The following is a 24,497-nucleotide window of genomic DNA, read 5'->3' on the forward strand; positions in this document are numbered from 1 at the left end:
ATGGGCACGGCTTTTCCGCGATGGGCGCAAGGTTACCATGGGCAGTCTGGTCGACGCAGGCATCACGGCCGGGTGACCTCTTTCTAGATCAATCATGCATCGGTTATGCAATTAAGCATTTGTCGTGGCAAAAAACTTCGAGCATTATGCGCATTATGCAAAAACGCAACGTTTCGACCGTTTTAAGAGCGCTGCTCGATCAGCACGGTATCTCCCCCACGGAGCTTCACCGTCGCACCGGCGTGCCTCAATCCACACTTTCGCGCATCCTCGGCGGGAAGATTGTCGACCCTTCGGATAAACACATTTCGAAGATCGCCGAATACTTCGCCGTCAGTACCGATCAATTGCGTGGTCGGGTGCTCATCGCGCAGGCGTTGGGTACCCGGCGTGAAGCCGCGCACTCGCAACTCACCGACATCAGTCTGTGGGACGACGATACCCCTATTGATGATGACGAGGTCTCGGTACCCTTTCTTCGCGAGGTTGAATTGGCTGCAGGATCAGGAAGATTCGTCATCGAAGAGAGCGAGCGCGCCAGCCTGCGCTTCGGCAAGCGTAGCTTGCGCCATAACGGCGTGCAGTTCGACCAGGCCAAATGCGTGACGGTGCGCGGCAACAGCATGCTGCCGGTGTTGCGCGACGGTGCCACGGTGGGCGTCAACGCCGGCAAGTGTGGGATTGGCGATATCGTCGATGGCGATCTCTATGCCATCAATCATAACGGCCAGTTGCGAGTGAAACAGCTGTATCGGCTGCCGACAGGGATTCGCCTGCGTAGCTTCAACCGCGATGAGCATCCTGACGAGGACTACACCTTCCTGGAAATGCAGGAGGAACAGATCCTGATCCTGGGTCATGTGTTCTGGTGGGGCATGTACGCTCGTTGACCTTCGGTTTGCCGCCTCGCGGGAGCCAGGCTTGCTGGCGAGCCAGATACCGGTGTGTACCTACAATACGGCGTTATCGCTCTTCGCCCGTACGAAGCTGACTATCTTCACGGCAAATAAATGCATTAATGCATTGACTGTATATGCGTACATGCATAATCTTGCGTTTAACCGCTAGCATCGCAAGCCAGGCACCCTGGAGGCCCGACATGACAAACGAGCAGCAACTGTTGCTGGACCTGCCTATCTGGCTCGTCGTCGCGCTTGCAGTGGTCAGTGGGGTGTCCGGGGAAATGTGGCGCGCCGACAAGGAGGGCGCCCGTGGCTGGTCATTGCTGCGACGCCTGGCCTTGCGTTCCGGAGCGTGCATGGTATGCGGCGTCTCGGCGATGATGTTGCTGTACGCCGCCGGGATGTCGATCTGGGCCGCCGGCGCCTTCGGTTGTCTCACCGCGATAGCCGGGGCTGACATGGCCGTAGGATTGTACGGGCGCTGGGTGGCCAGGCGTATCGGTATCGATGATGCACCGCCGCGCGATTCTCGCCCCGACCCATAGTGAATGGGTGGCGCTCTGCGTGCTGCGCTGGCAACACAAACGGTGCAACAATTACCGGCGGGGCTTGCGTGGGAGAGGTGTGTAGTCTGGCGTTCGGGATGCGGCGTTCAATACGCTGCCGGCGTATTTCTCCCGGCGCCATCTTGCGAATTTCATGCATCAATCAAAGGAACGAGCGATGCGCCTCACTGAGCAGCAGTTACTCATGATTTTTCCAGGTGCCCGCACTCGGTCGGGTCTGTTCTTGCTTGCCCTTAATAACGCCATGGCACGTCGTAACATCAATTCTCCCGGGCGTATCGCCGCCTTCCTGGCGCAAATCGGCCACGAGTCGGGGCAACTGCAATATGTGCGAGAGTTGGGCGGCGAGAAGTATTTCGAAAAATACGATACCGGGGACCTGGCCATGCGCTTGGGCAACTCCCCTGAAGCCGACGGCGACGGTCAACGCTATCGGGGTCGTGGGCTGATCCAGATCACCGGTCGCAGTAATTATCTGCAGTGCAGTCGGGCACTTTTTGGTGATGAGCGTTTGTTGCAGCAACCCGAACTGTTGGAGCTGCCACAATGGGCTGCTGAATCCGCGGCCTGGTTCTGGGAGCGAAACGGCCTTAATGAACTGGCCGACGTCGAAGAGTTCAACAGTATTACTCGACGTATCAATGGCGGTTTGAACGGGCTGCAGGAACGATTGCTGCTTTGGAAGCAGGCAAAGACGGTGTTGCTCCCACCTGCAAGTCCGTGAGATGTGTGTCGGGGCGGCTCGTCCCTGTAACTTGCAAGCACCATTCGCTCGTGTACGTTAAGCCTCATTCCGTTCGATCAGGAGATGACCGTGAAAGAAATCACACAGCTGGCCGCTGAACTCGGCAGGCGCCTGCAGGTTCTCAATGCCCATGTCACGGCCGCCGAATCCTGTACGGGCGGCGGTATCAGCGAGGCGATTACCCGAATTCCGGGTAGCTCGGCATGGTTCGAGGCCGGTTATGTCACCTATTCCAATCGACAGAAGACCTTGCAACTGAATGTCCCGGCCGAACTGTTTTCAACCGTGGGCGCAGTCAGTCGCGAAGTGGTCGAGGCCATGGTGCGTGGCGCACAGGAAAAAAGCCGCGCGCGTTTTGCCGTGGCGGTCAGTGGTGTCGCAGGGCCGGACGGCGGTTCGCCCAGTAAGCCGGTGGGCACCGTGTGGCTGGCGTGGGGCGTCGACGACCAGGTGTTCAGCGAGGTGCAGCATTTTGCCGGCAACCGCGACGAGGTCCGCCGACAAACGGTGAAGGCCGCGCTAGAGGGGCTGCTGCGCCATACCGCGGGAGAAATCTCAAATCAGGGGTAGGCGATCCGCACACGCTGTGGAATAATACTGTCTACTTATACAGGTGTTGGCCGTCAGGCCTTATTGATTACGTGAGGACTTTAATGGACGACAACAAGAAGAAAGCCTTGGCTGCGGCCCTGGGTCAGATCGAACGTCAATTCGGCAAGGGTGCCGTAATGCGTATGGGCGATCAGGACCGTCAGGCGATCCCGGCCATCTCCACTGGCTCTCTGGGTCTGGACATCGCTTTGGGCATTGGCGGTCTGCCAAAAGGCCGCATTGTTGAAATCTACGGTCCTGAATCTTCCGGTAAAACCACACTGACATTGTCCGTGATCGCCCAGGCTCAGAAAGCCGGCGCGACCTGCGCGTTCGTCGATGCCGAACACGCCCTGGACCCTGAGTACGCCGGCAAGCTGGGCGTCAACGTCGACGACCTGCTGGTGTCCCAGCCTGATACCGGTGAGCAAGCCCTGGAAATCACCGACATGCTGGTGCGTTCCAATGCGGTCGACGTGATCATCGTCGACTCCGTGGCAGCGCTGGTGCCGAAAGCTGAAATCGAAGGCGAAATGGGTGACATGCACGTGGGCCTGCAAGCCCGCCTGATGTCCCAGGCGCTGCGTAAAATCACCGGTAACATCAAGAACGCCAACTGCCTGGTGATCTTCATCAACCAGATCCGCATGAAAATCGGTGTGATGTTCGGCAGCCCGGAAACCACTACCGGTGGTAACGCGCTGAAGTTCTACGCGTCGGTTCGCCTGGATATCCGCCGCACAGGTGCGGTGAAAGAAGGTGATGAAGTCGTCGGTAGCGAGACCCGCGTCAAGGTTGTGAAGAACAAGGTGGCCTCGCCGTTCCGTCAGGCCGAGTTCCAGATTCTTTATGGCAAGGGCATCTACCTCAACGGCGAGATGATCGACCTGGGTGTTCTGCACGGTTTCGTCGAGAAGTCCGGTGCCTGGTATGCCTATAACGGCACCAAGATCGGTCAGGGTAAAGCCAACTCGGCCAAGTACCTGGCGGATAACCCGGATATTGCCGCAACGCTTGAGAAGCAACTGCGTGACAAACTGCTGTCTCCGGCTTCGGTAGCGGATGCCAAGGCTTCTGCGGTCAAAGAGACCGAAGACGATCTGGCTGATGCTGATATCTGATTGATCCGATGACCGCTGTACTCGATACCCTCGTCGCGGTGCGGCGAACCGCAATGGACCTGCTCGCGCGACGCGAGCATGGTCGAGTCGAGCTGACGCGTAAACTGCGTCAGCGCGGGGCTCTCCCCGAAATGATTGAAACAGCACTCGACCGATTGACGGAAGAGGGCTTGTTGTCCGAATCCCGCTACCTTGAAAGCTTCGTTTCCTATCGTGCCCGCAGCGGCTATGGCCCTTTACGCATTCGTGAAGAGTTAAGTCAGCGTGGCCTGCAGCGTAGTGATATCGAGCTCGCTCTGCGCGAGAGCGGTATCGACTGGCAGGAACAATTGAAGGACACCTGGCGACGCAAGTTTTCCGGGCAATTACCGATAGATGCCCGGGAGCGCGCCAAACAAGGCAGGTTCCTGGCGTATCGGGGATTCTCCATGGAAATGATCAACCGCTTGTTCAGCGGCCGAGGAATGGACGATTGACTGAAACGGCTCGCTATTTCGATAGCGGGCCGTTTTTTTTGCCTCACGTAACCTTTAATGGCTCTCGCGTACGCTGCTGTGCCGGTGGCTGGGTTTGAGCCCAGTTTTCCGCCAGGTTGATGTAATCCACCAACTCGCGAAGCCGGCCGTGGTCACGGGCGGTAAAGTTGAAGGCCAGCCGCGCCAGGTGGCTGAACCGTGCTTCGTCCTGCTCCTCGCCGTTATAGGCATGTTGATGAAATCGATCGCTCAGGCACAGGTCTGCGAATAATTCCTGCATCTGTTCGAGTGCCCTGTCACTGAGCTTGTGGTTCATGCGAATCACGAACTGATGTTTGAGCCAGCGGCTGGAGTGGTAATTGCTGTAGAAATGGTTGATCTGCTCCACCGCTTCTTCGGCGCTGTAAACCAGTTTCACCAGCTTCATGTCGGTAGGCAGGATGTAACGATTCTCCTCCAGTTGATGGTGGATGAAGTCCAGTGCGCCCTGCCAGAATTTGCCGCCCGGCGCGTCCAGCAGCACTACGGGCACCAATGGGCTTTTGCCCGTCTGGATCAACGTCAGTACTTCCAGCGCTTCGTCCAGGGTGCCGAAACCGCCTGGGCACAACACCAGTGCATCCGCTTCCTTGACGAAGAACAGCTTGCGTGTGAAGAAAAAATGGAAGGGCAGCAGGTTGGTCGTCCCCTGAACGGTGGGGTTGGCATGTTGCTCGAAGGGCAGAGTGATGTTGAATCCCAGGCTGTGTTCCAGACCTGCACCTTCGTGGGCTGCAGCCATGATGCCGCCGCCCGCACCCGTGATGACCATCATGTCGGAGCGAGCCAGGGCGGCGCCGAGTTCCCGGGCGAGACCATACAAGGGGTGTTCCACTGGCGTGCGCGCGGAGCCGAAGACTGTGACTTTGCGTCGCCCCTTGAACTGCTCAAGCACTCGGAAAGCGTGCTCCAGTTCGCGCAGGGTTTGCAGGGTTATCTTGGCATTCCAGCGGTTGTGGTCTTCCTGTGCCATGCGCAGCACGGTCAGGATCATGTCGCGGTAGATCGGGGTATTCGGGCTGTTGGGTGAAACCAGGTTGAGTTGCTCTTCGACCTTGCTGATGAGGTCATGGCCGCTTTGTTCAAAATGGCGGCTTAGGAGGTCATTCGGTTGGTAAGGCATTCAGCTTCTCCTTCTGGACAGAGCCGTCGGCTTCGACCATTGACGCGTCGGCGCCACGACACTTCATGTATCGCTGTTTGCCCAGGCCCATGCCTGGGCGATTCACTTGACCCTGGTCGGGTCACCATACCGGCTCTGTTTTTCCCTTGGATGAAAGAAACGTTCGCACAGCGCAAGACGAAACGGGCGGCGCCTTTCCAGTCCTGACACAATGAACGTAGATACCTGAAATCTAGACCGTCGCGATGATTGTTGCCTTGATCATTGCGCCGCAAAGTCTTTCCTGGCAACCGGTTATTGACGATTTGCAAGGTGATTTCACCGCCCGTCCGAACCCGCCCCGAGTGTTCAGTACTCTGATTTACTTAGTTACAGGTATTACACGACAACTTGGCGTCAAGGGCAGGGCGCAGGGTACAAGCGGTTCAAGGATTTGCCGCTCATCACGAGTGAGGTGCAGGGAGCCGGAAAACCATGGCCAGGGTCATTCTGGAGATCGATACGCAACTGTATCGATTGCTGAAATCATCAGCCGAGATCAATCATTTGAGTCTCGAGGAGGAGTGCTGCCGGCGTCTTATGGACCCGCATCAGCGTTCCCGCTATTTGCAGGCGCTGGTGGCGGAATTGCGCGCCGAGGATGAGCAGCGGCGCGCAAAATCCCACTGACTTACTTTTTCTTCTGGGTCGCTTTCGGGCAATCCGATTCCTGGTAGCTTGCAGAACCGACCGCGCGGTTGGTCTTTACCTCGGTGAAGTCATAACGCATGACCGCCCCTTTGGCCATCAGCTTACGGAAGGATGGGTTGTTGCATACCGAGGCGCCAAGCTGGAAGTACACGGCCTTGGGGTCGGCACGCATCTTGTTGGCGTGGCTGCTTTGCACACTCAGGTGGTTGATCAGCACATTGCCTTCGACCGTGTAGCCCTGATCGAGAATGTCTTCATTGATCGCCCGTGGCGTGCCGACGCTGCTTTGTGTGGCGACGTTTCGCAGCTCTCTGTTCAAATTCTGCTCACTCAAGGACGCAGCCTGAGCGTTGAAGGACGACGCCAGCAGAATGGCAGCGGTGGGAACGATAAGGCGCAGCATGAAACTCTCCTGGGGCAGTGATGGGTGTTTGACCCATCACATGACTGTGCGTTCAGTGGCGGCGAATTATAGGGGAGCAGGCCTGCACGGTACAGGTTTGCACCAGCGGGTCTGGTAAACTGCCGGCACTTTCACCCAGCCGAGTGCTTTTCGTGTCGATCTCTTTTGTCTGCCGGCGTGGCCTGCGATGAACCATGCCCCCAACGCCGTAGCCCGTTTGCGCGACCAGCGCGAAGAGGAAGGTATCAAGCCGATTCAGGCCCGTGGATGGCGGGCAACACGCTGCCGCGCTTGCCGCGTGATCGAGAGTCACTGCCTGTGCGCCTGGCGTCCGCAGGTTCAGACTCGCTCCGGGGTATGCCTGATCATGACTGGCAAGGAAGTGTTCAAGCCCAGCAATACCGGTTGGTTGATTGCCGATGTGGTGCGTGACAACCATGCCTTCATCTGGTCGCGGACCGAAGTCGATCAGCAGTTGCTGGCCTTGCTGTCCGACCCGCAATGGCAGCCTTATCTGGTGTTCCCGGGTGAATATGTCGCGCCCGAGCGGGTGACTCATAGCGTGGTGGTCGATCAAGGCAGGAGGCCGCTGTTCATCTTGCTCGACGCGACGTGGACCGAAGCCAGGAAGATTTTCCGTAAAAGCCCCTATTTTGACGCGCTTCCGATCCTCAGTTTGTTGCCCGAGAAGCTTTCACGCTATCAATTGCGCCGCTCCACCCGTAGCGAACACTTGTGTACTGCGGAAGTCGCGGCGTTATGTCTCGATCTTGCAGGCGATGTAGAGGCGGCCTCGGCGCTCGACGCTTATTTCGATGTGTTCAGCCAGCATTACCTCGATGCCAAGCGTCAGCTGGAAATGGATGTTTCGACCCCGGCGCACACCGAGTTGATGGCCTATCTTCAACCAGCAGTGGCAGTGACGGTCTGATTGTCGCCGATGCTGCAATAAAGTGTACCGGCCATGTCGCTTGACCACCCCGGTTTCGCTGGGCATGCTTGGCGCCCATTAGGGTGCGGCCAGAGTTTGAAACGCCGTTTTTTGCGTTGAACGTGCCCCGTTGGTGCGGCTGCGTGGCTGTTACCTCGAGTTGTTTGGCGATACCCGAATGCATCGGGCATCCCATGAAAAACAGGATCATTTGAAAAATGGCCACATACGAAATCCTGATTGCCGATGACCACCCTCTTTTTCGTTCCGCCCTGCATCAAGCGCTGACCCTGGGCCTGGGCCCGGATGTCCGCTTGGTGGAAGTGGCGAGCATTGCCGAGCTGGAAGCTCGCCTGAGCGAAAAGGCTGACTGGGATCTGGTGCTGCTGGATCTGAACATGCCGGGCGCGTATGGTTTTTCCGGGTTGGTGCTGTTGCGCGGCCAGTATCCACAAATTCCTGTGGTCATGGTCTCGGCCCAGGAAGAAGCGACGATCATGGTCAAGTCCCGGGAATTTGGTGCAAGCGGTTTCATACCCAAGTCCAGCGACCTGAGTGTTATCCAGAAAGCCGTGCGCGCGGTGCTCGATGGCGATGTTTTCTGGCCACCGCAAGCATTCGAAGCCGTCAGCGTTTCCGATGAGGCCAAGGCGGCCAGTGAAGGTCTTGCGAGCTTGACTCCGCAACAGTTCCGGGTGCTGACCATGGTCTGCGAAGGCTTGCTGAACAAGCAGATTGCCTACGAGCTGAGCGTTTCCGAAGCGACCATCAAGGCCCACGTCACCGCGATTTTTCGTAAACTGAATGTGCGGACCCGCACCCAGGCGGCGTTGCTGCTGCAACAACTCGAGTCAATTTCAAGCCATTAAGCGCTGGCGCCTTCACGTTTTTTTGACTTTGGTTAATCTAGCTTTCCCACTCCTTTTTTGGTCAGTCCTACTCTATGTCACCTTTCAAAGGCCAGACCGGCCTGAAACGTATCCTCAATGCTTCCGGCTACTCGCTGGACGGCCTACGCGCAGCATTCACCGGCGAAGCGGCTTTTCGGCAACTGGTGTTGCTCAACGTCATTCTGGTCCCGCTGTCGTTCTTCCTGAACGTGAATCGTGTCGAGCAGGCGTTGTTGATTGCGGTATGCCTGTTGGCGCTGATCGTCGAGCTGCTCAATTCGGCCGTGGAAGCGGCCATCGACCGCATTTCCCTTGAATTGCACCCGTTGTCGAAAAACGCCAAGGACATGGGCAGTGCCGCGCAATTGGTGGCCTTGACCATGATCGCGCTGGTCTGGGCGGTGATTCTGCTTTAAGCGATCGCCGGCAGGACGATCTCGTCGCTGCGCTGCACCCCGGCGGTAAACGCGCGGCACAGTTCGAGGAATTCACGCATCGCCGAGGTCTGGTATTTCTGCTTGTGCCAGATGAAATAGAACTGTCGGGCCAGGTCCAGGTCCGGAGTCTCCACGGCTACCAGGCTGCCGCGACGGAACGCGTCCCGTAGCGCAAGCCGCGAGATACAGCCGATCCCCAGGCCGGACTCTACGGCGCGCTTGATGGCTTCGGTGTGTTCCAGTTCCAGGCGGATGTTCAGCGCGCTCCGGTGATGGCGCATGGCTTGATCGAACGTCAGGCGTGTGCCTGAGCCTTGTTCACGCAGGATCCAGGCTTCGTGGCTCAGTTCCTCCATGCTCGCTGTGCCCCGCTGGGCCAGCGGATGCTGTGGCGCGCAGAAGACCACCAACTCATCTTCGACCCAACTTTGCACTTCGATGTCAGGGTGACTGCAATCGCCTTCGATCAGACCCAGGTCAATTTCGTAGTGGGCGACCTGCTGCACAATATTGGCAGTGTTCTGCACGTGCAGCTTGACCTGGCTTTCCGGGTGGCGCTGCATGAAACCACCGATCAGCAGGGTCGCGAGATAGTTGCCAATGGTCAGGGTCGCGCCGACTGCCAATGAGCCAAATCCGGACTTGCCATTGAGCAGGTCTTCGATTTCCTTGGCCTGGTCGAGCAAGGCAACCGCCTGGGGCAGCAACTGTTTACCCAGGGCGTTGAGGCTCAATCGCTTGCCGGCGCGGTCGAACAGCTGGCAGCTGCACTGGCGCTCCAGTTCGGTAATGGATGTACTCGCCGCCGACTGTGAGAGGTTGAGCAGACCCGCAGCACGGGACACGCTTTCCTGCTGGGCGACGGCGACGAACACTTGAAGTTGACGGAGAGTAAATCGCATATCGATATAACCGATAACCCTTATCTTAATAATCCAGTTAACAGATATTGTCGTCGCTATTAGAATGCGATGCAATTGCGCACCGCAGGTCTGTTCCTGAATGAGCCAGCGCAGATCCAATCTCCAGGAGTCCCCGTACATGAGCAACATGAACCACGAGCGTGTCCTCAGTGTTCATCACTGGAACGACACTCTGTTCAGCTTCAAGTGCACCCGTGATCCGGGCCTGCGCTTCGAGAACGGTCAGTTCGTGATGATCGGCCTGCAACAGCCCAACGGCCGCCCGCTTATGCGCGCTTACTCGATTGCCAGCCCGAACTGGGAAGAGCATCTCGAGTTCTTCAGCATCAAGGTGCCTGATGGTCCGCTGACTTCCCAATTGCAGCATCTGAAGGAAGGCGACGAGATCATCATCAGCAAGAAGCCCACCGGCACGCTGGTGCTGGATGACTTGAAGCCTGGCAAACATTTGTACCTGCTCAGCACCGGTACCGGTCTGGCGCCGTTCATGAGCGTCATCCAGGACCCGGAAACCTACGAGCGTTTCGAAAAAGTGATCCTGTGCCACGGCGTACGTTACGTCAACGAAGTCGCCTACCGCGAGTTCATCACCGAGCACCTGCCGCAGAACGAGTTCTTTGGCGATGCATTGCGTGACAAGTTGATCTACTACCCAACCGTGACTCGCGAGCCATTCGAAAACGAAGGTCGCCTGACCGACCTGATGCGCAGCGGCAAGCTGTTCAGCGACATCGGCCTGCCACCGATCAACCCGCAGGACGACCGCGCCATGCTGTGCGGCAGCCCGAGCATGCTCGACGAGACCAGCGAAGTGTTGAACAGCTTCGGCCTGAAAGTGTCGCCGCGCATGCGCGAGCCGGGTGATTACCTGATCGAGCGTGCGTTCGTCGAGAAATAAGCACCGCCTCAAAAAAAGCCCGCATTGCCTATACAGGTAATGCGGGCTTTTTTATGCCGGACGCGTTCTCTGTAGGAGCTGCCGCAGGCTGCGATCTTTTGATCTTGATCTTCTATCGCGATTTCAAGATCAGAAGATCGCAGCCTGCGGCAGCTCCTACATGTTGGATGCGGGAATGACCTCAAGCACGCGGATCATCTGCGGCGTTGGATAATGCCAGCGCACATCCACGTCCCAGAATTGCGCACCATATTCGCGTTCCGGGGCAGGCGTCTGGTACGCCGGACGCGGATCCTGCGCCAAGCATTGCTCGATCAACTCAACCAACGGCTCTGCAAGGCGTTCAGCGTGCCCATGAGCCTGTTGCAGGGCGCTATCCGTCCATTGCACGGCAATCAGCTGCGGCGCGGCGCTGGCGACGCTGTTGGTGGCTGTGTCGATAATGTCTGCGTAAGGCACGTAGGGTTTGATGTCGAGGATCGGCGTGCCATCGAGCAGGTCGATACCCGATATCCACAGGCGATTGGCCTCGACCTTGTCCAGCTTGACCACGGACTGGCCGATGCCATTGGGCCGGTGAGTCGCGCGCGTGGCGAACACGCCCATGGACTTGTTGCCGCCCAGGCGAGGCGGACGAACTTTCAGGCGCGGCTTTTCTTCCAGTGCCTGATGGAACAGGAACAACAGCCAGACATGGCTGACCTGTTCCAGGCCCTGCACGGCATCACCCTGATCGAATGGCGCCACCAGTTCGAGCACGCCGCGCGCGGCGGGGGCCAATTGCGGCTGCCGAGGGATGGCGAACTTCTCCTTGAAGCAGGAACGCACGAAGCCGATGGGGGAAACGCTGTAGGTCATGGTTTGGGGTCGAGTCGGGATGGTGGCGGGCATGATAACCCGATCGACCTGTGTTCAGTGGTGGCTGTGCCAGCCCCTTCGCGAGCAGGCTCGCTCCCACAGTGGATCCCGGCCGGCCACAGATTTTGTGAGCACCAAAAAACCTGTGGGAGCGTGGCTTGCCCGCGATGGCAGCACCGCCGATCTCAGAGGCTGAACCCACCATCGAGCGGAATGATATTTCCGGTCATGTACGCCCCGGCCGTACTCGCCAGGCTGATCGCCAGCGCCGCCATCTCTTCCTCCCGGCCCCAACGCTTCATCGGAATCAGCGCCGTATCCTGCGCCAATGCCTGCGCATCTCTGTCGATGTGTTGGGTCATCTTGCTCGGAAAGCGACCCGGGGCGATCACATTGACGTTGATGTGCTGGCTCACCAGTTCCCTTGCCAGAATCCGTGAGAGTTGATGCAGGGCGGCTTTGCTCGGCCCGTAGGCATATGCCTGTTCGCCAAAGGAAGAAATCCCGGCGACTGAACCGATATTGATGATCCGGGCCGGGTTCGCGGGGGAACCGGCTTTGCGCAGCAGTGGCAGAAATTGCTGGATGCAGTTGAATACCGACGTCACATTCAGTTGCATGACCTTTTCCCAGCCTTTGATCGGGTAGCTTTCCAATGGCGCCCCCCAAGTGGTGCCGGCGTTGTTGACCAAGATATCGAGATGGGTCATCTGCTCACCCAGGCGTGTTGCCAACTGCTGCACGCCTTCTTCAGTGGCCAGGTTGGCGGCCACCGCGTGACAGCGGCCCAACGCACCGAGCTCATCGGCAGTTTGCCGGCAGGCTTCGACGTCGCGGGCACATACGTAGACGGTGGCGCCAGCCTCGACATAGGCCTTGGCGATCATTTTGCCGATACCACGGGTGCCGCCGGTCACCAGTGCGGTGCGGCCTTGCAGGGAGAAATAGGGATGCATGGCGAATCCTGAGGGCTGTAGGTCATTACACCCTAGTCGTCAGGCCCGATCAGTGGAGCCACTATTTTTGCGCGGAATGGGGATTCATACTTGTAGGAGCCGGCTTGCTGGCGATGGCGTCCCTAAGATAGCTATCGCCAGCAAGCCGGCTCCTACAGGTGAGGCAGTGCCGTCGCTGCTTATTGCGGGCGAACGCGCAGGGTCAGGCCCTTGAGGAAGTTGCGCAGCAACTGGTCGCCGCACGGGCGGTAGTTGGTGTGGCCGAATTTGCGGAACAGGGCGCTCAGCTCAGGCTTGGATACCGGGAACTCGGCGGCCTTGAGGATCGCGTGCATGTCGTCTTCTTTCAGCTCGAAGGCTACGCGCAGCTTTTTCAGGATGATGTTGTTGGTTACCGGCACTTCGATTGGTTGCGGTGGGCGGCTTTCGTCCTTGCCGCGCTTGAAGATCACCAGGCCGTCGAGGAAATGCGCCATGACTTCGTCCGGGCAGCGTACGAAACCTTCCTCGTCTTCCTCTTTCTTGTCGAGGTAGCTCACCAGGTCGGCCAAGGCCACGTCCATGCCGCCGAGCTTGATGATCTCGATGACTTTCTTGTCGCTGATGTCGAGCATGTAGCGCACGCTGCGCAGTACGTCATTGTGAATCATGGTGTGCAATCCTGATATTCAGCAGTGGGCGCCGCACAAGCAGCGGCGCCAGAATGTGTGGCGGCGGGAGAAGCCTCAGAACTTCTCTTTGCCGGACAGGTAGCGCCATTGCCCCAGGGGCACCTTGCCGATGGACACGCCGCCGATGCGGATACGGCGGATGCCCACGACTTTCAGGCCGACGGCCTGGCAGAACAGGGCGATCACGCCCGGTTGCGGGTTCTTCATGGCGAAACGCAGGCGGTTTTCGTTCTGCCAGCTGGCTTTGACCGGTGGCAGTTCCTTGCCCTTGTAGGTCAGGCCGTGTTGCAAGCGATTGAGGCCATGTTCAACCATGTCACCTTCGACTTCGACCACGTACTCCTGCTCGATCTTGCTGGAGTCGGCAGTGAGCTTGCGCAGGATCTTCCAATCCTGGGTGAACACCAGCAAGCCGCTGGCATTGGCTTGCAAGTCAGTGCTGGCGGTCAGGCGCTGGAAGTGGCCCTTGAGCGGACGTTTGCCGTAGCGGTGCTCTTCGCTCAAGGTCTCGGCGCTGATGGTCGCCATGGCGGTGTCCGCGTCCATGCCGGCTGGCACATTGAGCAGGATGGTGACGGGCTCTGGTGCGGTGGCCTTGGCCTCTGGATCCAGCTCGACTTTTTGATTGGCGACCTTGAACTGCGGCTCGTCAACGACTTCGCCGTCGACGGTGACCCAGCCGCCCTCGATGAACAGCTCAGCCTCCCGACGGGAACAGCCGACGAGTTCGATGAGGCGTTTGGAGAGTCGAATCGGGTCAGTCATGACAGGGCCGTAACAAAAAAGGGGTGGGCATTGTACCTGCCTGGCGCCGGTTAATCCCGGAACCATTTGTGCCGTACAGCTTTTTGTAGGAGCCGGCTTGCTGGCGATGGCATCACTTGGGTGCCATTCACACACCGAGATGATGCCATCGCCAGCAAGCCGGCTCCTACAGGTGCGTGTATGTCAGCCATTGCGTGTCTTTTGTTGAGCCTGGCGCAAACGCATGTGTAACAGCGGATACGGCTGGCCCATGCCGTCGACTTCCGAACGACCTATCACCTCAAAGCCCTGCTTGAAGTAAAACCCCAGGGCTTGCGGGTTCTGTTCGTTGACGTCCAGTTCATCGGCGTTGAGGTTCTCCAGGGCATAGCGCAGTAACCGCTTGCCAAGGCCCTGGCCGCGATGCGCCGGGTCGATGAAGAGCATCTCGATCTTGCCCGCCGCGACACCGGCGAATCCGGTGATTCGCTGCTGCGGGTCTTTGGTGCAAATCAGCATCACGGCGTCGAGGTAACGGGTCAGCACCAGGTTCTTCAACAGTTCGATGTAGCTGTCCGGCAGGAAGTCGTGGGTAGCGCGGACCGAGGCCTCCCAGACCCTGGTCAATTCTTCGTAGTCGCTTTGTTTCGGGGTATGAATGACCGAATGTTGGCGCATGCCAGCCTGCCCTTGGGTTATTGGAGATGAGAATCCGTTCCTCATCAAACGATAGCCGTAAAAAAGCCCCGCATCTCGTCAAGAGAGCGGGGCTTTGCATATTTTTTGCGACTAGATCTGTTCAGCCCACAGGTCGTATTCGTCGGCGTCGGTCACTTTGCACCAGACTTTGTCGCCCGGTTTCAAGTTACTGCCATTGTCGATGAACACGTTGCCGTCGATTTCCGGGGCATCGAAGAAGCAGCGGCCAACCGCGCCTTGCTCGTCGACTTCATCGACCAGCACTTCGATTTCACGGCCGATGCGCATTTGCAGGCGCGCCGAGCTGATGGCCTGCTGGTGCGCCATGAAGCGCTCCCAGCGGTCCTGCTTGACGTCGTCCGGCACGACTTCCAGGTCCAGGTCATTGGCCGGAGCCCCTTCAACCGGCGAGTACTGGAAGCAGCCGACGCGGTCGAGCTGGGCTTCGGTCAACCAGTTCAGCAGGTACTGGAAGTCTTCTTCGGTCTCGCCGGGGAAGCCGACGATGAACGTCGAACGGATGATCAGGTCCGGGCAGATTTCGCGCCAGTTCTTGATTCGCGCCAGGGTCTTGTCTTCGAACGCCGGGCGTTTCATCGCCTTCAGCACTTTCGGGCTGGCGTGCTGGAACGGGATGTCCAGGTACGGCAGGATCTTGCCGGCGGCCATCAGCGGGATCAGTTCGTCAACGTGCGGGTACGGGTAGACGTAGTGCAGGCGTACCCAGACACCGAGGGTGCTCAGGGCTTCGCAGAGTTCGGTCATGCGGGTTTTCACCGGCGCGCCGTTCCAGAATCCGGTGCGGTACTTGACGTCGACACCATAGGCGCTGGTGTCCTGGGAGATTACCAGCAGCTCCTTGACGCCGGACTTGACCAGGCGCTGGGCCTCGTCGAGTACGTCACCGACCGGGCGGCTAACCAGCTTGCCGCGCATCGACGGGATGATGCAGAAGCTACAGCTGTGGTTGCAGCCTTCGGAAATCTTCAGGTAGGCGTAGTGGCGCGGGGTCAGCTTGATGCCTTGTGGCGGCACCAGGTCGATCAGCGGGTTGTGGTCCTGGCGTGGCGGCACGACTTCGTGCACGGCGTTGACCACCTGTTCGTACTGCTGCGGACCGGTGACGGCCAACACGCTCGGGTGTACGTTGCGGATGTTGCCTTCTTCGACGCCCATGCAGCCGGTCACGATGACCTTGCCATTTTCCTTGATGGCTTCGCCGATCACTTCCAGGGACTCGGCCTTGGCCGAGTCGATGAAGCCGCAGGTATTGACCACCACGACATCGGCGTCCTGGTAGGTGGACACGACGTCATAGCCTTCCATGCGCAGCTGGGTGAGGATGCGCTCAGAGTCGACCAGTGCTTTGGGGCAACCCAGGGATACGAAGCCAACCTTGGGATTGGCCGGCGCAGGAGTGGTGGACATGTCTAACCTCGGTGTTTTGTGACGCCGCTTGCCGAACTGGGCAAAACTGACGGAGGGGCGCTTGAGCTGCGCCTCTGATCAAAAAGTGCGCAATTCTAGCGATGAGACGTTCACTTGACCAGCTTTATGCAGGGAAATACGACGAGTGCTGCGCTATGCTTCGCGCCGTTGGGCTTTACCGATTTTTTACAGTCAATAAAACGTCTGTAACAGCAAGTAAAACAGCGCATGCTGCATGACAAAGCATAGTGCTTCTTCATAGAAGCCCGGTTCTGGGTAGTAGGAGTGGTGGATGGGTCAGGCAAGTAGTCAGGCAGCGGGTGCCGAACATTCGGCGGCCAAGCCAATCGGCATGCTGGTCGCGGCGGTCGGGGTGGTTTACGGCGATATCGGCACGAGCCCGCTTTACACCCTAAAGGAAGTGTTTTCCGGCGGTTATGGCGTACCGGTCAACCATGACGGCGTGTTGGGGATACTGGCGCTGATCTTCTGGTCGCTGATCTGGGTCGTGTCGATCAAGTACATGATGTTTGTCCTGCGTGCTGACAACCAGGGCGAAGGTGGGATCATGGCCTTGACCGCGCTGGCTCGGCGGGCGGCGGCAGGGCATGCGAAATTGCGCACGCTGTTGGTGGTCTGCGGACTGATCGGTGCAGCGCTGTTTTACGGTGACAGCATGATCACCCCGGCGATTTCCGTACTCTCGGCGATTGAAGGCCTGGGGCTGGCGTTCGAGGGTATCGACCATTGGGTGGTGCCGCTGTCGCTGATCGTGCTGGTGGGGTTGTTCCTGATTCAACGTCACGGCACCGCGCGCATCGGCATTCTGTTCGGCCCGATCATGGTCACCTGGTTCGTGGTGCTGGGGGCATTGGGTGTGCATGGGATCATCCAGCACCCGGAGGTGCTGCAGGCGATGAACCCGGCGTGGGGCGTGCGTTTCTTCGTCGTGCACCCAGGGATGGGCGTGGCGATCCTTGGTGCGGTGGTGCTGGCACTGACCGGTGCCGAAGCGCTGTATGCCGACATGGGCCACTTCGGCCGCAAGCCGATTGCCCGTGCGTGGTTCATTCTCGTGCTGCCAGCGCTGGTGCTGAACTATTTCGGCCAGGGCGCCTTGCTGCTCGGTGATCCGGAAGCTGCGCGCAACCCGTTCTACCTGCTGGCGCCAAGCTGGGCGCTGATCCCACTGGTCGGGTTATCGACACTGGCCACGGTCATCGCTTCGCAAGCGGTGATTTCCGGAGCGTTCTCCCTGACCCGCCAGGCCATCCAGCTCGGCTATATCCCGCGTATGCATACCCAGCACACGTCCAGCGCCGAGCAGGGCCAAATCTACATTGGCACCGTCAACTGGGCGCTGATGGTGGGTGTGGTGCTGTTGGTTCTGGGCTTCGAGTCTTCCGGCGCCCTGGCGTCGGCCTACGGCGTGGCGGTGACCGGAACCATGCTCATGACCACCATCCTGGTCTCGGCGGTCATGTTGCTGCTGTGGAAGTGGCCACCGATTCTGGCGGTACCGGTGTTGTTGGGCTTCCTGCTGGTAGACGGTCTGTACTTCGCCGCCAACGTGCCGAAAATCGTCCAGGGCGGTGCCTTCCCGGTGATTGCCGGTATTGCGCTGTTCGTATTGATGACCACCTGGAAGCGAGGCAAGCAACTGCTGGTGGAGCGTCTGGACGAAGGTGGACTGCCGCTGCCGATTTTCATCAGCAGTATCGCCGTACAACCACCGCATCGCGTTCAGGGCACCGCCGTATTCCTCACCGCGCGGCCAGATGCCGTGCCTCACGCCCTGTTGCACAATCTGTTGCATAACCAGGTGCTGCACGAGCAAGTGGTGCTGTTGACGGTGGTGTATGAGGATATTCCGCGCGTGCCGCCGTCGCGACGCTTTGAGGTCGACTCCTACGGCGAGGGTTTCTTCCGGGTGATCCTGCACTTTGGCTTCGTCGACGAACCGGACGTGCCGCAAGCGCTGAAGCTGTGTCATCTGGAGGACCTGGATTTCAGTCCGATGCGCACGACCTACTTCCTCAGCCGCGAGACAGTCATCGCCTCCAAGCTCGAAGGCATGGCCCGCTGGCGTGAGGCGCTGTTCGCCTTCATGTTGAAAAACGCCAACAGCAACCTGCGCTTCTTCAACCTGCCGCTGAATCGGGTGATTGAGCTGGGGACGCAGGTGGAGATGTAACCTCTGCGTCATCAAAAAGCCCCCGTCAGCCTTATGGCTGCGGGGGCTTTTTCGTGGTCGGGTGCAATCCGAATACTGTGCCAGTCCCTTGTGGGAGCGAGCCTGCTCGCGAAGAAGATGGCGCATCCAGCATCAATGCCGCCTGATCCACCGTCTTCGCGAGCAGGCTCGCTCCCACAGTGGTTCAGTGCGGCCAGGATTATTCCTGGGCTTCGGTTTCCTGCACTTGCCGCTTCTGGATCACATCCACCAACCGCTGCGCGAGGGCCGGGTAGTTCTCGTCGAAGTGGTGACCGCCAGGCAGCTTGATGGCTTCGCCCACCGCGCTCTTGTCGGTGCAGCCGCTTTCGTCGACTTCTTCTTCACCGTAGATGCACACCACTTTCGCAGCGGGCAGCTTGGCCATTTCCGGGCCGGTGGCGGCTTCCTTGCCAGCGTTGCCGAGCCAGCCTTCGACTTCGATTTCGAAGCTGCCGGTGCGAGCAAAGGCCAACAGGATAATGGCGTCGACGCGTTGCTGCTCGGACTCTGCCAGGCGGTTGTAGATGGCTGGCAGCACATCGGCGCCAAACGAGTAGCCGGTCAGGATGAAGCGCTTGGTGCCCCATTTCTGCCGGTAGTGCTGCATCAGCTCGGCGAGGTCCAGGGCGCTTTGCTCGGGGCTCTTGTGCTGCCAGTAGTAGCGCAGGGTGTCGATACCGACCACCGGGTAGCCAATCTTGGCCATTTCACCGGCGACGTCGCGGTCCAGGTCACGCCAGCCGCCGTCACCAGAGAGGAACAAGGTGACGGTGTCCTTGGCCTGGCCTGCGGGCACTTCAACCACTGGAATCTGCAAGCCACCGGCGTCCTTGTCGCCACCGACCAGCAGTTTGCGCAGCTCGTTGTTCAGCACTTGCGGCAAGTTGATGTCGTAGTCGCTGATGCTGGTCTCGGCGTTGGGCTGGTCACGTACGAAACCGGCGCTGGTGTCGTCCGGGTTGTCGTTCCATGCCACCAGCCAGTGGCCATGGGAGGCGCTCTTTGGCAGCAGATGGGTGCAACCGGGCTTTTCCAGGGCCAGGTCAACCGACACGGCCTGTGCCTTGTCGTTCTTCTGTTCGGACAACCAGCGCCAGGCCAGCACCGCGCCCGGGCCGATCCCGCTGACCAGGGTCGCCGGGCCGTTGAGTTCCCGCAAGCCCGACTGCAGGGCACGGCTTTGCAGCAGGCAGTCCTTGGGCAGGATCACCTGGACGATCTGCGCGGCACCGCTGCGGCTCAGGGTCAGCAATTGCTTGTCGCTGAGTTTCTGGTCTTCGTTGACCGCCACCAGTACCTGGGCCTTTGGCGTGGTGCCGGGAATCACGCGGGTCATCGCCGCGCCATCGGTCGGGGTCAGCAGTTCGAGGGTCGGTTCCGGTGCCGGGCGTTTGAGGTACCAGTAGCCACCACCGAGAATCAGGGCCACCACTACCAGGGTGCCCAGTACATAGCGCAGGGAGCGTTGAATCATCAGCGTTTCACCAATCCAGTCAAGCCGCCCGCGATCAGGGCGGCAGTGTCGGCCAAGGCCACCAGCGGATCGAGTCCGGCGGGCACGGCCATATAACGGGGTTCCCAGTCAGGCTGGAACTTGTCTTTGAAACGGCGCAAGCCTTGGAAGTTATAGAGCTGCTCACCACGGCGGAAGACCATCGAGCCCAGGCGCTGGGTCAAGGGTGCACCCCGACGGGGTTGCAACCCCGACAACGGCACCATGCCCAGGCTGAAACGCGCGTATCCGTGACTCTTATAATGTTGGATCAGGCCGACCATCATGAACTCCATGGTCAGCTTGGGGGCGTCCGGGTGCGCGCGCATCAGGTCGAGGCTGGCCAGGTCATGGCTGTAGGTCTCGAGCAGGTTGGCGAACGCCACCGGGCGCCCTTCGAAACGGATCACGGCAATGCGAAAGTGCTTGAGGTAATCGTCGCTGAAGCGGCCAAGGGAGAAGCCTTTCTCGCGCACGTTCTTGCCGGTCAGCCAGGCATCTGAAATCACCTTGAGCTCATCCATGGGCGCCTGGCCCGGTTCATGGATTTCCAGCGACAGGCCATCGCGGGTGCCACGGTTCCAGGTGTAGCGCAGGTCCTTCATCTCTTTGCCCTTGGCCTCGAGGTCAAAGCGCTTGAGGTCGACCCTGGCTTCTTCGCCGAGCTTGATCGCGGTCAGGCCGATGTCCATGTAGTACGGCAGGTTCTCCGCACGCACTTGATAGAACACGGGGCGGGCGTGATGGATGTCGCACAGGTCGCGGAACTGCCAGATCATTTCCGCCCGTTGCTGGCCGGGACCGATCGGGTCATACAGTGCTACAAGGCTGCGGCCGCGGCGGGCGTACATCAGGAACGCTTCGTCGTTGGGGTGGAACAGCAGCGCCTTGTCGCCGGTCAAGGCCAGGCCGCCATCCGGTTGCGCGGATGCCATGAGGATCTTGCTTGCGCGCTCCAGTTCATCGGCTGTCGGCAGGTGGATGACCGGGCGAGCGGTCCGTAGCAACCAGGTCAGGGACACCACCACCAGCAGGACCGCCGCGCCGAGCAGCGAGCGCAAGCCACGGGGGGCATCGGCATCGAGGGTGAACTGCCACCAGAGTTGATGGCTGTACGGCACGTCCTGGTACGCGAACAACAGCAGCCACATCGAGGCGCCGAGTACGCACACGCTGGCCACCAGGTATAACGGGGAGAACGGCACTTCGGTCAGGCGACTGGGGCGATAGAAGGAACGCCGGAACACCCCCAGCAGGCTCGCCGTCAGCACCATCAGGCTGGCTTCCTCCCAGTCGAAGCCCTTGAGCAGGGAGAGCAGGGCGCCAACCAGCAGCAATATGGTGGTCAGCATCCAGGCAGCCGACAGTCGACGACGCAGGCCCTGGGCCAGCAACAGGCACAACACGCCGATCAGGCTGGCGCCAAAGTGCGAAGCATCGACCAGGCGGTGCGGGATCAGAAAGCCGATATGTTCAAGGCGTGTGTCGATTTCCGGGGTCGCGCCGGAGAACAGCAATACAACGCCGGACAGGAACACCAGCACCGCCAATATCGGCGCGGCCAGGCCTGAGGCGGCGCGCAAGGTCTGGCGCGTCTGAAACAGGCGCTGGCCTTCGCTGATCAACAGAAACAGGCAGGCCACCAGCATCGGCAGCACCACATAGATCAAGCGGTAGAGCAGCAGGGCGGCGGCCAGCGGCGCGGCACCGAGTTTGTCGGAGAAGGCCGCGAGCAAGATCGCTTCGAACACGCCGACCCCGCCCGGAACATGGCTGAGCACGCCAGCGGCCAGGGCCAGCAGGTAAACCAGGAGAAACGCGCCAAACGGCGGCGCTTCGGGCAGCAACAAATAGAGCACCGTGGCGGCGGCGGCCACGTCGAGTGCGGTAATGACCAGTTGCAGAAACGTCAGGCGGCGCCCGGGCAGGCGCAAGGTGCGGCGGCCGATCTGCACCAGGAGATTATCGGCGTACGGTTGTTCCGGCAGGCGCCGACGGTAGATGCCGATGGCCAGTACCGAGAACAGCAACAACACAGCGGTCGCGATGCTGCCCAGCAGAACGGGCGAAAGCCTTAGGGCGGCGGAGGCTTCGGACAGGTCACTGAGTGTCGCCAGCGCGGCAAGCGGTGGCAGGGCGCAGCCGAGCGAGAGGCTGGCGAACAGCGTCATGCGTGCGACTTCAGTGGCCCCCAGGCCATGGCGCGCATACAGGCGGTAGCGGACCGAGCCGCCGGACAGCATCGAAAGACCGATGGCATTGCCGATCGCGAAGGCGGTGAAGCCGCCCAGTGCCAGGGTTCGCGGTGCCAGACTGACGCCTGCGTAGCGGCTGGCCGACCATTCGTATCCCAGCAGAATGATGAAACCCGCGACGGTAGCGCCCAGCGCACCCAGCAGTGCCGGTTGCGGAACCTCGAGGATCGAGTCGTGCAAAGCGTCCAGGTCGAGTTCGCTCAACAAGTGACGGCAGGCGATCAGCGCAATGGTGAACAGCAGCAGGGTAACCGCCAGGCCGATGGGTTGGCGGTATTTACTGATCAAGTCAAGCAAGTGCAGCCGCTGCGCCTTGATCGGTTGGGTCGCTGTGACGGTGTCTTGTGGATCAGACGAGTTGGCGCGCATCAATCACCTCTTGGATTGTGCGCGACAGGATGGGGGTATCCAGCCAAGTTACCAATCCCTGTAGAAAAAAATAATCACGAATATTAACGCCTGGCACCGAGTCCCGGTGACAGTTCGTCTTCAGTCGTAGGGGGTGCAATGTGCGATTGAGCATAGTCGGAACTCAGCGCATCGGTGACCCGCAGGGCTCACCACACAGTGACAGATCATTGTTGCGAAAGGACTTTTTCTACAGATACAAAAAAGGCCACTCTTTCGAGTAGCCTTTTTTGATGTTTGGTTGCGGGAGCCGGATTTGAACCGACGACCTTCGGGTTATGAGCCCGACGAGCTACCAGACTGCTCCATCCCGCGTCTGTGTGGCGGCATTCTATAGAGAATCGCTGGGGTGTCAACCGTTAATCCAGAAATGAAGCAAATAAGTGTGAGAAGGGGCAAAACAGCAGGCGCAGGGGCGTAAGTTTCGGAATCACAACGATTTCTCATGTCGACGAGCTGCAGGCGGCCATGAGGGGGGGAGGGGGCCTTGGGACAAAACTGACGCGCACAAAAAAGGCCACTCTTTCGAGTAGCCTTTTTTGATGTTTGGTTGCGGGAGCCGGATTTGAACCGACGACCTTCGGGTTATGAGCCCGACGAGCTACCAGACTGCTCCATCCCGCGTCTGTGTTGGCAATTCTATAGAAATGCGCGGGGGTGTCAACCTGCAATTTTGATAAAACCTGTTCCTGTTCAATCGCTTAGCTGCAAATCGGTACGCTCGATCGGCCTGAGAGGCAGGCCTGGCAAGGCCTGGGGCTCTATTAAAGGTAACTTTTCGATTGAGAAAATAAATTTATGGCGATTCACCTGTGACTGAAAAGAACCGTCAAGGTACTGGTGCTATATACAGTTGTCAGTGAGATACTGTTTTTCCTACATCGCGTGACGCTATTTCTACTCCATGAACACCGCGTTGAAATGACCCAGCGAAAAATCATCCACGTCGATTGTGATTGCTTCTACGCCGCCATCGAGATGCGGGACGACCCGCGCTTGGCTGGAAAGCCCCTGGCGGTCGGCGGCTCGGCGGACCGGCGTGGGGTGATCGCCACCTGCAACTATGAAGCCCGGGCTTACGGCGTGCGCTCAGCCATGTCTTCGGGGCATGCATTGAAGCTGTGTCCGGACCTGACGATCGTCAAGCCGCGCATGGACGCCTATAGAGAGGCATCCAGGGAAATTCACACGATCTTTCGCGACTACACCGAGATCATTGAGCCGCTTTCCCTGGACGAGGCTTACCTTGATGTGTCGGACAGCGCGCATTTTGGCGGCAGTGCGACGCGAATTGCCCAGGACATTCGCCGGCGCGTTTCCCATCAGTTGCATATCACCGTCTCCGCCGGCGTGGCCCCCAACAAGTTTCTGGCCAAGATTGCCAGCGACTGGAAAAAGCCCAACGGATTATTTGTAATCACCCCGGATCAGGTCGAGGCGTTTGTCAGTGGCTTGCCGGTGAGCAAGCTGCACGGGGTCGGTAAAGTCACTGCCGAAAGGCTGGGCAAGCTCGGTATTGTCGACTGCTCACAGCTGCGCGAGTGGGACAAGTTGGCTTTGGTGCGCGAATTCGGCAGCTTTGGCGAGCGACTCTGGAGCCTGGCACGTGGGATCGATGACCGCTTGGTCCATAACGACAGTCGCCGCCAGTCCATCAGTGTCGAAAACACCTACGACGTCGACTTGCCGGACCTGCGCAGTTGCCTGGAAAAACTGCCGGAGCTGCTGGATACCCTCGCATCCCGCATGGCGCGAATCGATAGCAGTTATCGGCCGGGTAAGCCCTTCGTCAAGGTGAAGTTCCATGATTTCACCCAGACCACGCTGGAGCAGGCAGGGGCGGGGCGGGATTTGGGCAGTTATCAGTTGTTGCTGACGCAGGCGTTCAACCGTGGTGGTAAGCCGGTGCGGTTGTTGGGCGTAGGGGTGAGGCTGGAGGATTTGCGGGGCGGGTTTGAGCAGATGGAGTTGTTTGAGCGTTAACAACCTTAACGTCAAAAGATCGCAGCCTTCGGCAGCTCCTACCTGAGCGCGCG

Annotated in this window: 24 protein-coding genes and 2 tRNA genes; 13 read left to right on the top strand and 13 right to left on the bottom strand. The window is 59.3% G+C overall.

Features of this window, described 5'->3' with window-relative positions:
• The first annotated feature begins 155 nt into the window (after positions 1-155).
• The 6 genes from QLG10_RS05205 (at position 156) to recX (ending at position 4,401) form a co-directional block, all read left to right on the top strand.
• Positions 156-890 carry an XRE family transcriptional regulator gene (locus QLG10_RS05205; RefSeq protein ID WP_110749052.1) on the top strand — a complete coding sequence of 245 codons (735 nt, stop codon included), beginning with the start codon at positions 156-158 and terminating at the stop codon, positions 888-890.
• A gap of 209 nt (positions 891-1,099) precedes the next feature.
• Positions 1,100-1,447, top strand: a complete 348-nt coding sequence (locus QLG10_RS05210) for a phage holin family protein (RefSeq protein WP_110748726.1) — start codon at positions 1,100-1,102, stop codon at positions 1,445-1,447.
• A gap of 178 nt (positions 1,448-1,625) precedes the next feature.
• A complete protein-coding gene (locus QLG10_RS05215; protein ID WP_282485925.1) occupies positions 1,626-2,192 on the top strand; it encodes a glycoside hydrolase family 19 protein in 567 nt (188 codons plus the stop codon).
• A 90-nt stretch (positions 2,193-2,282) separates the two neighbouring features.
• The gene (locus QLG10_RS05220; protein WP_110749054.1) at positions 2,283-2,783 is read left to right on the top strand and encodes a CinA family protein; all 501 of its coding nucleotides are present in this window, start codon (positions 2,283-2,285) and stop codon (positions 2,781-2,783) included.
• Positions 2,784-2,866: 83 nt separating this feature from the next.
• Positions 2,867-3,925 carry a recombinase RecA gene (recA, locus tag QLG10_RS05225; RefSeq protein WP_008060630.1) on the top strand — a complete coding sequence of 353 codons (1,059 nt, stop codon included), beginning with the start codon at positions 2,867-2,869 and terminating at the stop codon, positions 3,923-3,925.
• Positions 3,926-3,933: 8 nt separating this feature from the next.
• A complete protein-coding gene (recX, locus tag QLG10_RS05230) occupies positions 3,934-4,401 on the top strand; it encodes a recombination regulator RecX (RefSeq protein WP_110748729.1) in 468 nt (155 codons plus the stop codon).
• Positions 4,402-4,444: 43 nt separating this feature from the next.
• On the opposite strand, the gene QLG10_RS05235 is transcribed toward recX, so the two are convergent.
• Positions 4,445-5,563, bottom strand: a complete 1,119-nt coding sequence (locus QLG10_RS05235; RefSeq protein ID WP_110748731.1) for a TIGR00730 family Rossman fold protein — start codon at positions 5,561-5,563, stop codon at positions 4,445-4,447.
• Between the two features lie 474 nt (positions 5,564-6,037).
• Between QLG10_RS05235 and QLG10_RS05240 the strand changes: the two genes are divergently transcribed.
• On the top strand, positions 6,038-6,232 hold the full coding sequence (locus tag QLG10_RS05240; protein ID WP_110748733.1) for a hypothetical protein: 195 nt from the start codon (positions 6,038-6,040) through the stop codon (positions 6,230-6,232).
• A 1-nt stretch (position 6,233) separates the two neighbouring features.
• On the opposite strand, the gene QLG10_RS05245 is transcribed toward QLG10_RS05240, so the two are convergent.
• Positions 6,234-6,656 (bottom strand): PA3611 family quorum-sensing-regulated virulence factor, encoded by a 423-nt coding sequence (locus QLG10_RS05245; RefSeq protein WP_110748735.1) that lies wholly within the window; start codon positions 6,654-6,656, stop codon positions 6,234-6,236.
• Positions 6,657-6,843: 187 nt separating this feature from the next.
• On the opposite strand from QLG10_RS05245, the gene QLG10_RS05250 reads away from it, so the two are divergent.
• The 3 genes from QLG10_RS05250 (at position 6,844) to QLG10_RS05260 (ending at position 8,893) form a co-directional block, all read left to right on the top strand.
• The gene (locus QLG10_RS05250; RefSeq protein ID WP_110748737.1) at positions 6,844-7,587 is read left to right on the top strand and encodes a tRNA-uridine aminocarboxypropyltransferase; all 744 of its coding nucleotides are present in this window, start codon (positions 6,844-6,846) and stop codon (positions 7,585-7,587) included.
• A gap of 218 nt (positions 7,588-7,805) precedes the next feature.
• Positions 7,806-8,456: a response regulator transcription factor ErdR gene (gene erdR / locus QLG10_RS05255; protein WP_020796006.1), complete on the top strand. Its 651-nt coding sequence runs from the start codon at positions 7,806-7,808 to the stop codon at positions 8,454-8,456.
• Positions 8,457-8,530: 74 nt separating this feature from the next.
• Positions 8,531-8,893 carry a diacylglycerol kinase gene (locus QLG10_RS05260; RefSeq protein ID WP_110748739.1) on the top strand — a complete coding sequence of 121 codons (363 nt, stop codon included), beginning with the start codon at positions 8,531-8,533 and terminating at the stop codon, positions 8,891-8,893.
• On the opposite strand, the gene QLG10_RS05265 is transcribed toward QLG10_RS05260, so the two are convergent.
• Positions 8,890-9,816 (bottom strand): LysR family transcriptional regulator, encoded by a 927-nt coding sequence (locus tag QLG10_RS05265; RefSeq protein ID WP_110748740.1) that lies wholly within the window; start codon positions 9,814-9,816, stop codon positions 8,890-8,892. The genes QLG10_RS05260 and QLG10_RS05265 overlap by 4 nt on opposite strands.
• 139 nt (positions 9,817-9,955) lie before the next feature.
• Between QLG10_RS05265 and fpr the strand changes: the two genes are divergently transcribed.
• Positions 9,956-10,735, top strand: a complete 780-nt coding sequence (fpr, locus tag QLG10_RS05270; RefSeq protein ID WP_008054100.1) for a ferredoxin-NADP reductase — start codon at positions 9,956-9,958, stop codon at positions 10,733-10,735.
• 156 nt (positions 10,736-10,891) lie between these two features.
• Here fpr and tsaA read toward each other — a convergent pair whose 3' ends face one another.
• The 6 genes from tsaA to rimO form a co-directional block, all read right to left on the bottom strand.
• Positions 10,892-11,593: a tRNA (N6-threonylcarbamoyladenosine(37)-N6)-methyltransferase TrmO gene (tsaA, locus tag QLG10_RS05275; RefSeq protein WP_248679522.1), complete on the bottom strand. Its 702-nt coding sequence runs from the start codon at positions 11,591-11,593 to the stop codon at positions 10,892-10,894.
• A gap of 185 nt (positions 11,594-11,778) precedes the next feature.
• Positions 11,779-12,549, bottom strand: coding sequence for an SDR family oxidoreductase (locus tag QLG10_RS05280; RefSeq protein WP_020796010.1), 771 nt, complete (start codon positions 12,547-12,549; stop codon positions 11,779-11,781).
• 179 nt (positions 12,550-12,728) lie between these two features.
• Positions 12,729-13,199 carry a DUF1456 family protein gene (locus tag QLG10_RS05285; RefSeq protein ID WP_020796011.1) on the bottom strand — a complete coding sequence of 157 codons (471 nt, stop codon included), beginning with the start codon at positions 13,197-13,199 and terminating at the stop codon, positions 12,729-12,731.
• A 75-nt stretch (positions 13,200-13,274) separates the two neighbouring features.
• Positions 13,275-13,985 (bottom strand): rRNA pseudouridine synthase, encoded by a 711-nt coding sequence (locus tag QLG10_RS05290; protein WP_020796012.1) that lies wholly within the window; start codon positions 13,983-13,985, stop codon positions 13,275-13,277.
• Between the two features lie 183 nt (positions 13,986-14,168).
• The gene (locus QLG10_RS05295; protein ID WP_020796013.1) at positions 14,169-14,642 is read right to left on the bottom strand and encodes a GNAT family N-acetyltransferase; all 474 of its coding nucleotides are present in this window, start codon (positions 14,640-14,642) and stop codon (positions 14,169-14,171) included.
• 111 nt (positions 14,643-14,753) lie between these two features.
• Positions 14,754-16,091 carry a 30S ribosomal protein S12 methylthiotransferase RimO gene (rimO, locus tag QLG10_RS05300; protein WP_020796014.1) on the bottom strand — a complete coding sequence of 446 codons (1,338 nt, stop codon included), beginning with the start codon at positions 16,089-16,091 and terminating at the stop codon, positions 14,754-14,756.
• A 292-nt stretch (positions 16,092-16,383) separates the two neighbouring features.
• On the opposite strand from rimO, the gene QLG10_RS05305 reads away from it, so the two are divergent.
• The gene (locus QLG10_RS05305; protein WP_282485947.1) at positions 16,384-18,285 is read left to right on the top strand and encodes a potassium transporter Kup; all 1,902 of its coding nucleotides are present in this window, start codon (positions 16,384-16,386) and stop codon (positions 18,283-18,285) included.
• 199 nt (positions 18,286-18,484) lie between these two features.
• Here QLG10_RS05305 and QLG10_RS05310 read toward each other — a convergent pair whose 3' ends face one another.
• The 4 genes from QLG10_RS05310 to QLG10_RS05325 form a co-directional block, all read right to left on the bottom strand.
• On the bottom strand, positions 18,485-19,780 hold the full coding sequence (locus QLG10_RS05310) for an AcvB/VirJ family lysyl-phosphatidylglycerol hydrolase (protein ID WP_282485949.1): 1,296 nt from the start codon (positions 19,778-19,780) through the stop codon (positions 18,485-18,487).
• On the bottom strand, positions 19,780-22,422 hold the full coding sequence (mprF, locus tag QLG10_RS05315) for a bifunctional lysylphosphatidylglycerol flippase/synthetase MprF (RefSeq protein WP_110748748.1): 2,643 nt from the start codon (positions 22,420-22,422) through the stop codon (positions 19,780-19,782). Before mprF ends, QLG10_RS05310 begins: the two co-directional genes overlap by 1 nt.
• Positions 22,423-22,699: 277 nt before the next feature.
• Positions 22,700-22,776: transfer RNA gene (locus QLG10_RS05320), tRNA-Met, on the bottom strand.
• Between the two features lie 232 nt (positions 22,777-23,008).
• Positions 23,009-23,085: transfer RNA gene (locus QLG10_RS05325), tRNA-Met, on the bottom strand.
• A gap of 297 nt (positions 23,086-23,382) precedes the next feature.
• Here QLG10_RS05325 and dinB point away from each other — a divergent pair.
• Entirely contained in the window at positions 23,383-24,444 is a 1,062-nt protein-coding gene (gene dinB, locus QLG10_RS05330) for a DNA polymerase IV (protein ID WP_110748750.1), read from the top strand.
• Positions 24,445-24,497: the final 53 nt, after the last annotated feature.

The organism is Pseudomonas sp. V98_8 (genome assembly GCF_029967975.1).
In the GTDB taxonomy this organism is placed as follows: Bacteria; Pseudomonadota; Gammaproteobacteria; order Pseudomonadales; family Pseudomonadaceae; genus Aquipseudomonas; species Aquipseudomonas umsongensis.

Bases quoted from the DNA above. Each gene is read 5' to 3' on its own strand.
- QLG10_RS05205 (WP_110749052.1), top strand. From the start codon at position 156: ATGCAAAAACGCAACGTTTCGACCGTTTTAAGAGCGCTGCTCGATCAG.
- QLG10_RS05210 (WP_110748726.1), top strand. From the start codon at position 1,100: ATGACAAACGAGCAGCAACTGTTGCTGGACCTGCCTATCTGGCTCGTC.
- QLG10_RS05215 (WP_282485925.1), top strand. From the start codon at position 1,626: ATGCGCCTCACTGAGCAGCAGTTACTCATGATTTTTCCAGGTGCCCGC.
- recA (WP_008060630.1), top strand. From the start codon at position 2,867: ATGGACGACAACAAGAAGAAAGCCTTGGCTGCGGCCCTGGGTCAGATC.
- recX (WP_110748729.1), top strand. From the start codon at position 3,934: ATGACCGCTGTACTCGATACCCTCGTCGCGGTGCGGCGAACCGCAATG.
- QLG10_RS05235 (WP_110748731.1), bottom strand. From the start codon at position 5,563: ATGCCTTACCAACCGAATGACCTCCTAAGCCGCCATTTTGAACAAAGC.
- QLG10_RS05240 (WP_110748733.1), top strand. From the start codon at position 6,038: ATGGCCAGGGTCATTCTGGAGATCGATACGCAACTGTATCGATTGCTG.
- QLG10_RS05245 (WP_110748735.1), bottom strand. From the start codon at position 6,656: ATGCTGCGCCTTATCGTTCCCACCGCTGCCATTCTGCTGGCGTCGTCC.
- QLG10_RS05250 (WP_110748737.1), top strand. From the start codon at position 6,844: ATGAACCATGCCCCCAACGCCGTAGCCCGTTTGCGCGACCAGCGCGAA.
- erdR (WP_020796006.1), top strand. From the start codon at position 7,806: ATGGCCACATACGAAATCCTGATTGCCGATGACCACCCTCTTTTTCGT.
- QLG10_RS05260 (WP_110748739.1), top strand. From the start codon at position 8,531: ATGTCACCTTTCAAAGGCCAGACCGGCCTGAAACGTATCCTCAATGCT.
- QLG10_RS05265 (WP_110748740.1), bottom strand. From the start codon at position 9,816: ATGCGATTTACTCTCCGTCAACTTCAAGTGTTCGTCGCCGTCGCCCAG.
- fpr (WP_008054100.1), top strand. From the start codon at position 9,956: ATGAGCAACATGAACCACGAGCGTGTCCTCAGTGTTCATCACTGGAAC.
- tsaA (WP_248679522.1), bottom strand. From the start codon at position 11,593: ATGACCTACAGCGTTTCCCCCATCGGCTTCGTGCGTTCCTGCTTCAAG.
- QLG10_RS05280 (WP_020796010.1), bottom strand. From the start codon at position 12,549: ATGCATCCCTATTTCTCCCTGCAAGGCCGCACCGCACTGGTGACCGGC.
- QLG10_RS05285 (WP_020796011.1), bottom strand. From the start codon at position 13,199: ATGATTCACAATGACGTACTGCGCAGCGTGCGCTACATGCTCGACATC.
- QLG10_RS05290 (WP_020796012.1), bottom strand. From the start codon at position 13,985: ATGACTGACCCGATTCGACTCTCCAAACGCCTCATCGAACTCGTCGGC.
- QLG10_RS05295 (WP_020796013.1), bottom strand. From the start codon at position 14,642: ATGCGCCAACATTCGGTCATTCATACCCCGAAACAAAGCGACTACGAA.
- rimO (WP_020796014.1), bottom strand. From the start codon at position 16,091: ATGTCCACCACTCCTGCGCCGGCCAATCCCAAGGTTGGCTTCGTATCC.
- QLG10_RS05305 (WP_282485947.1), top strand. From the start codon at position 16,384: ATGGGTCAGGCAAGTAGTCAGGCAGCGGGTGCCGAACATTCGGCGGCC.
- QLG10_RS05310 (WP_282485949.1), bottom strand. From the start codon at position 19,780: ATGATTCAACGCTCCCTGCGCTATGTACTGGGCACCCTGGTAGTGGTG.
- mprF (WP_110748748.1), bottom strand. From the start codon at position 22,422: ATGCGCGCCAACTCGTCTGATCCACAAGACACCGTCACAGCGACCCAA.
- dinB (WP_110748750.1), top strand. From the start codon at position 23,383: ATGACCCAGCGAAAAATCATCCACGTCGATTGTGATTGCTTCTACGCC.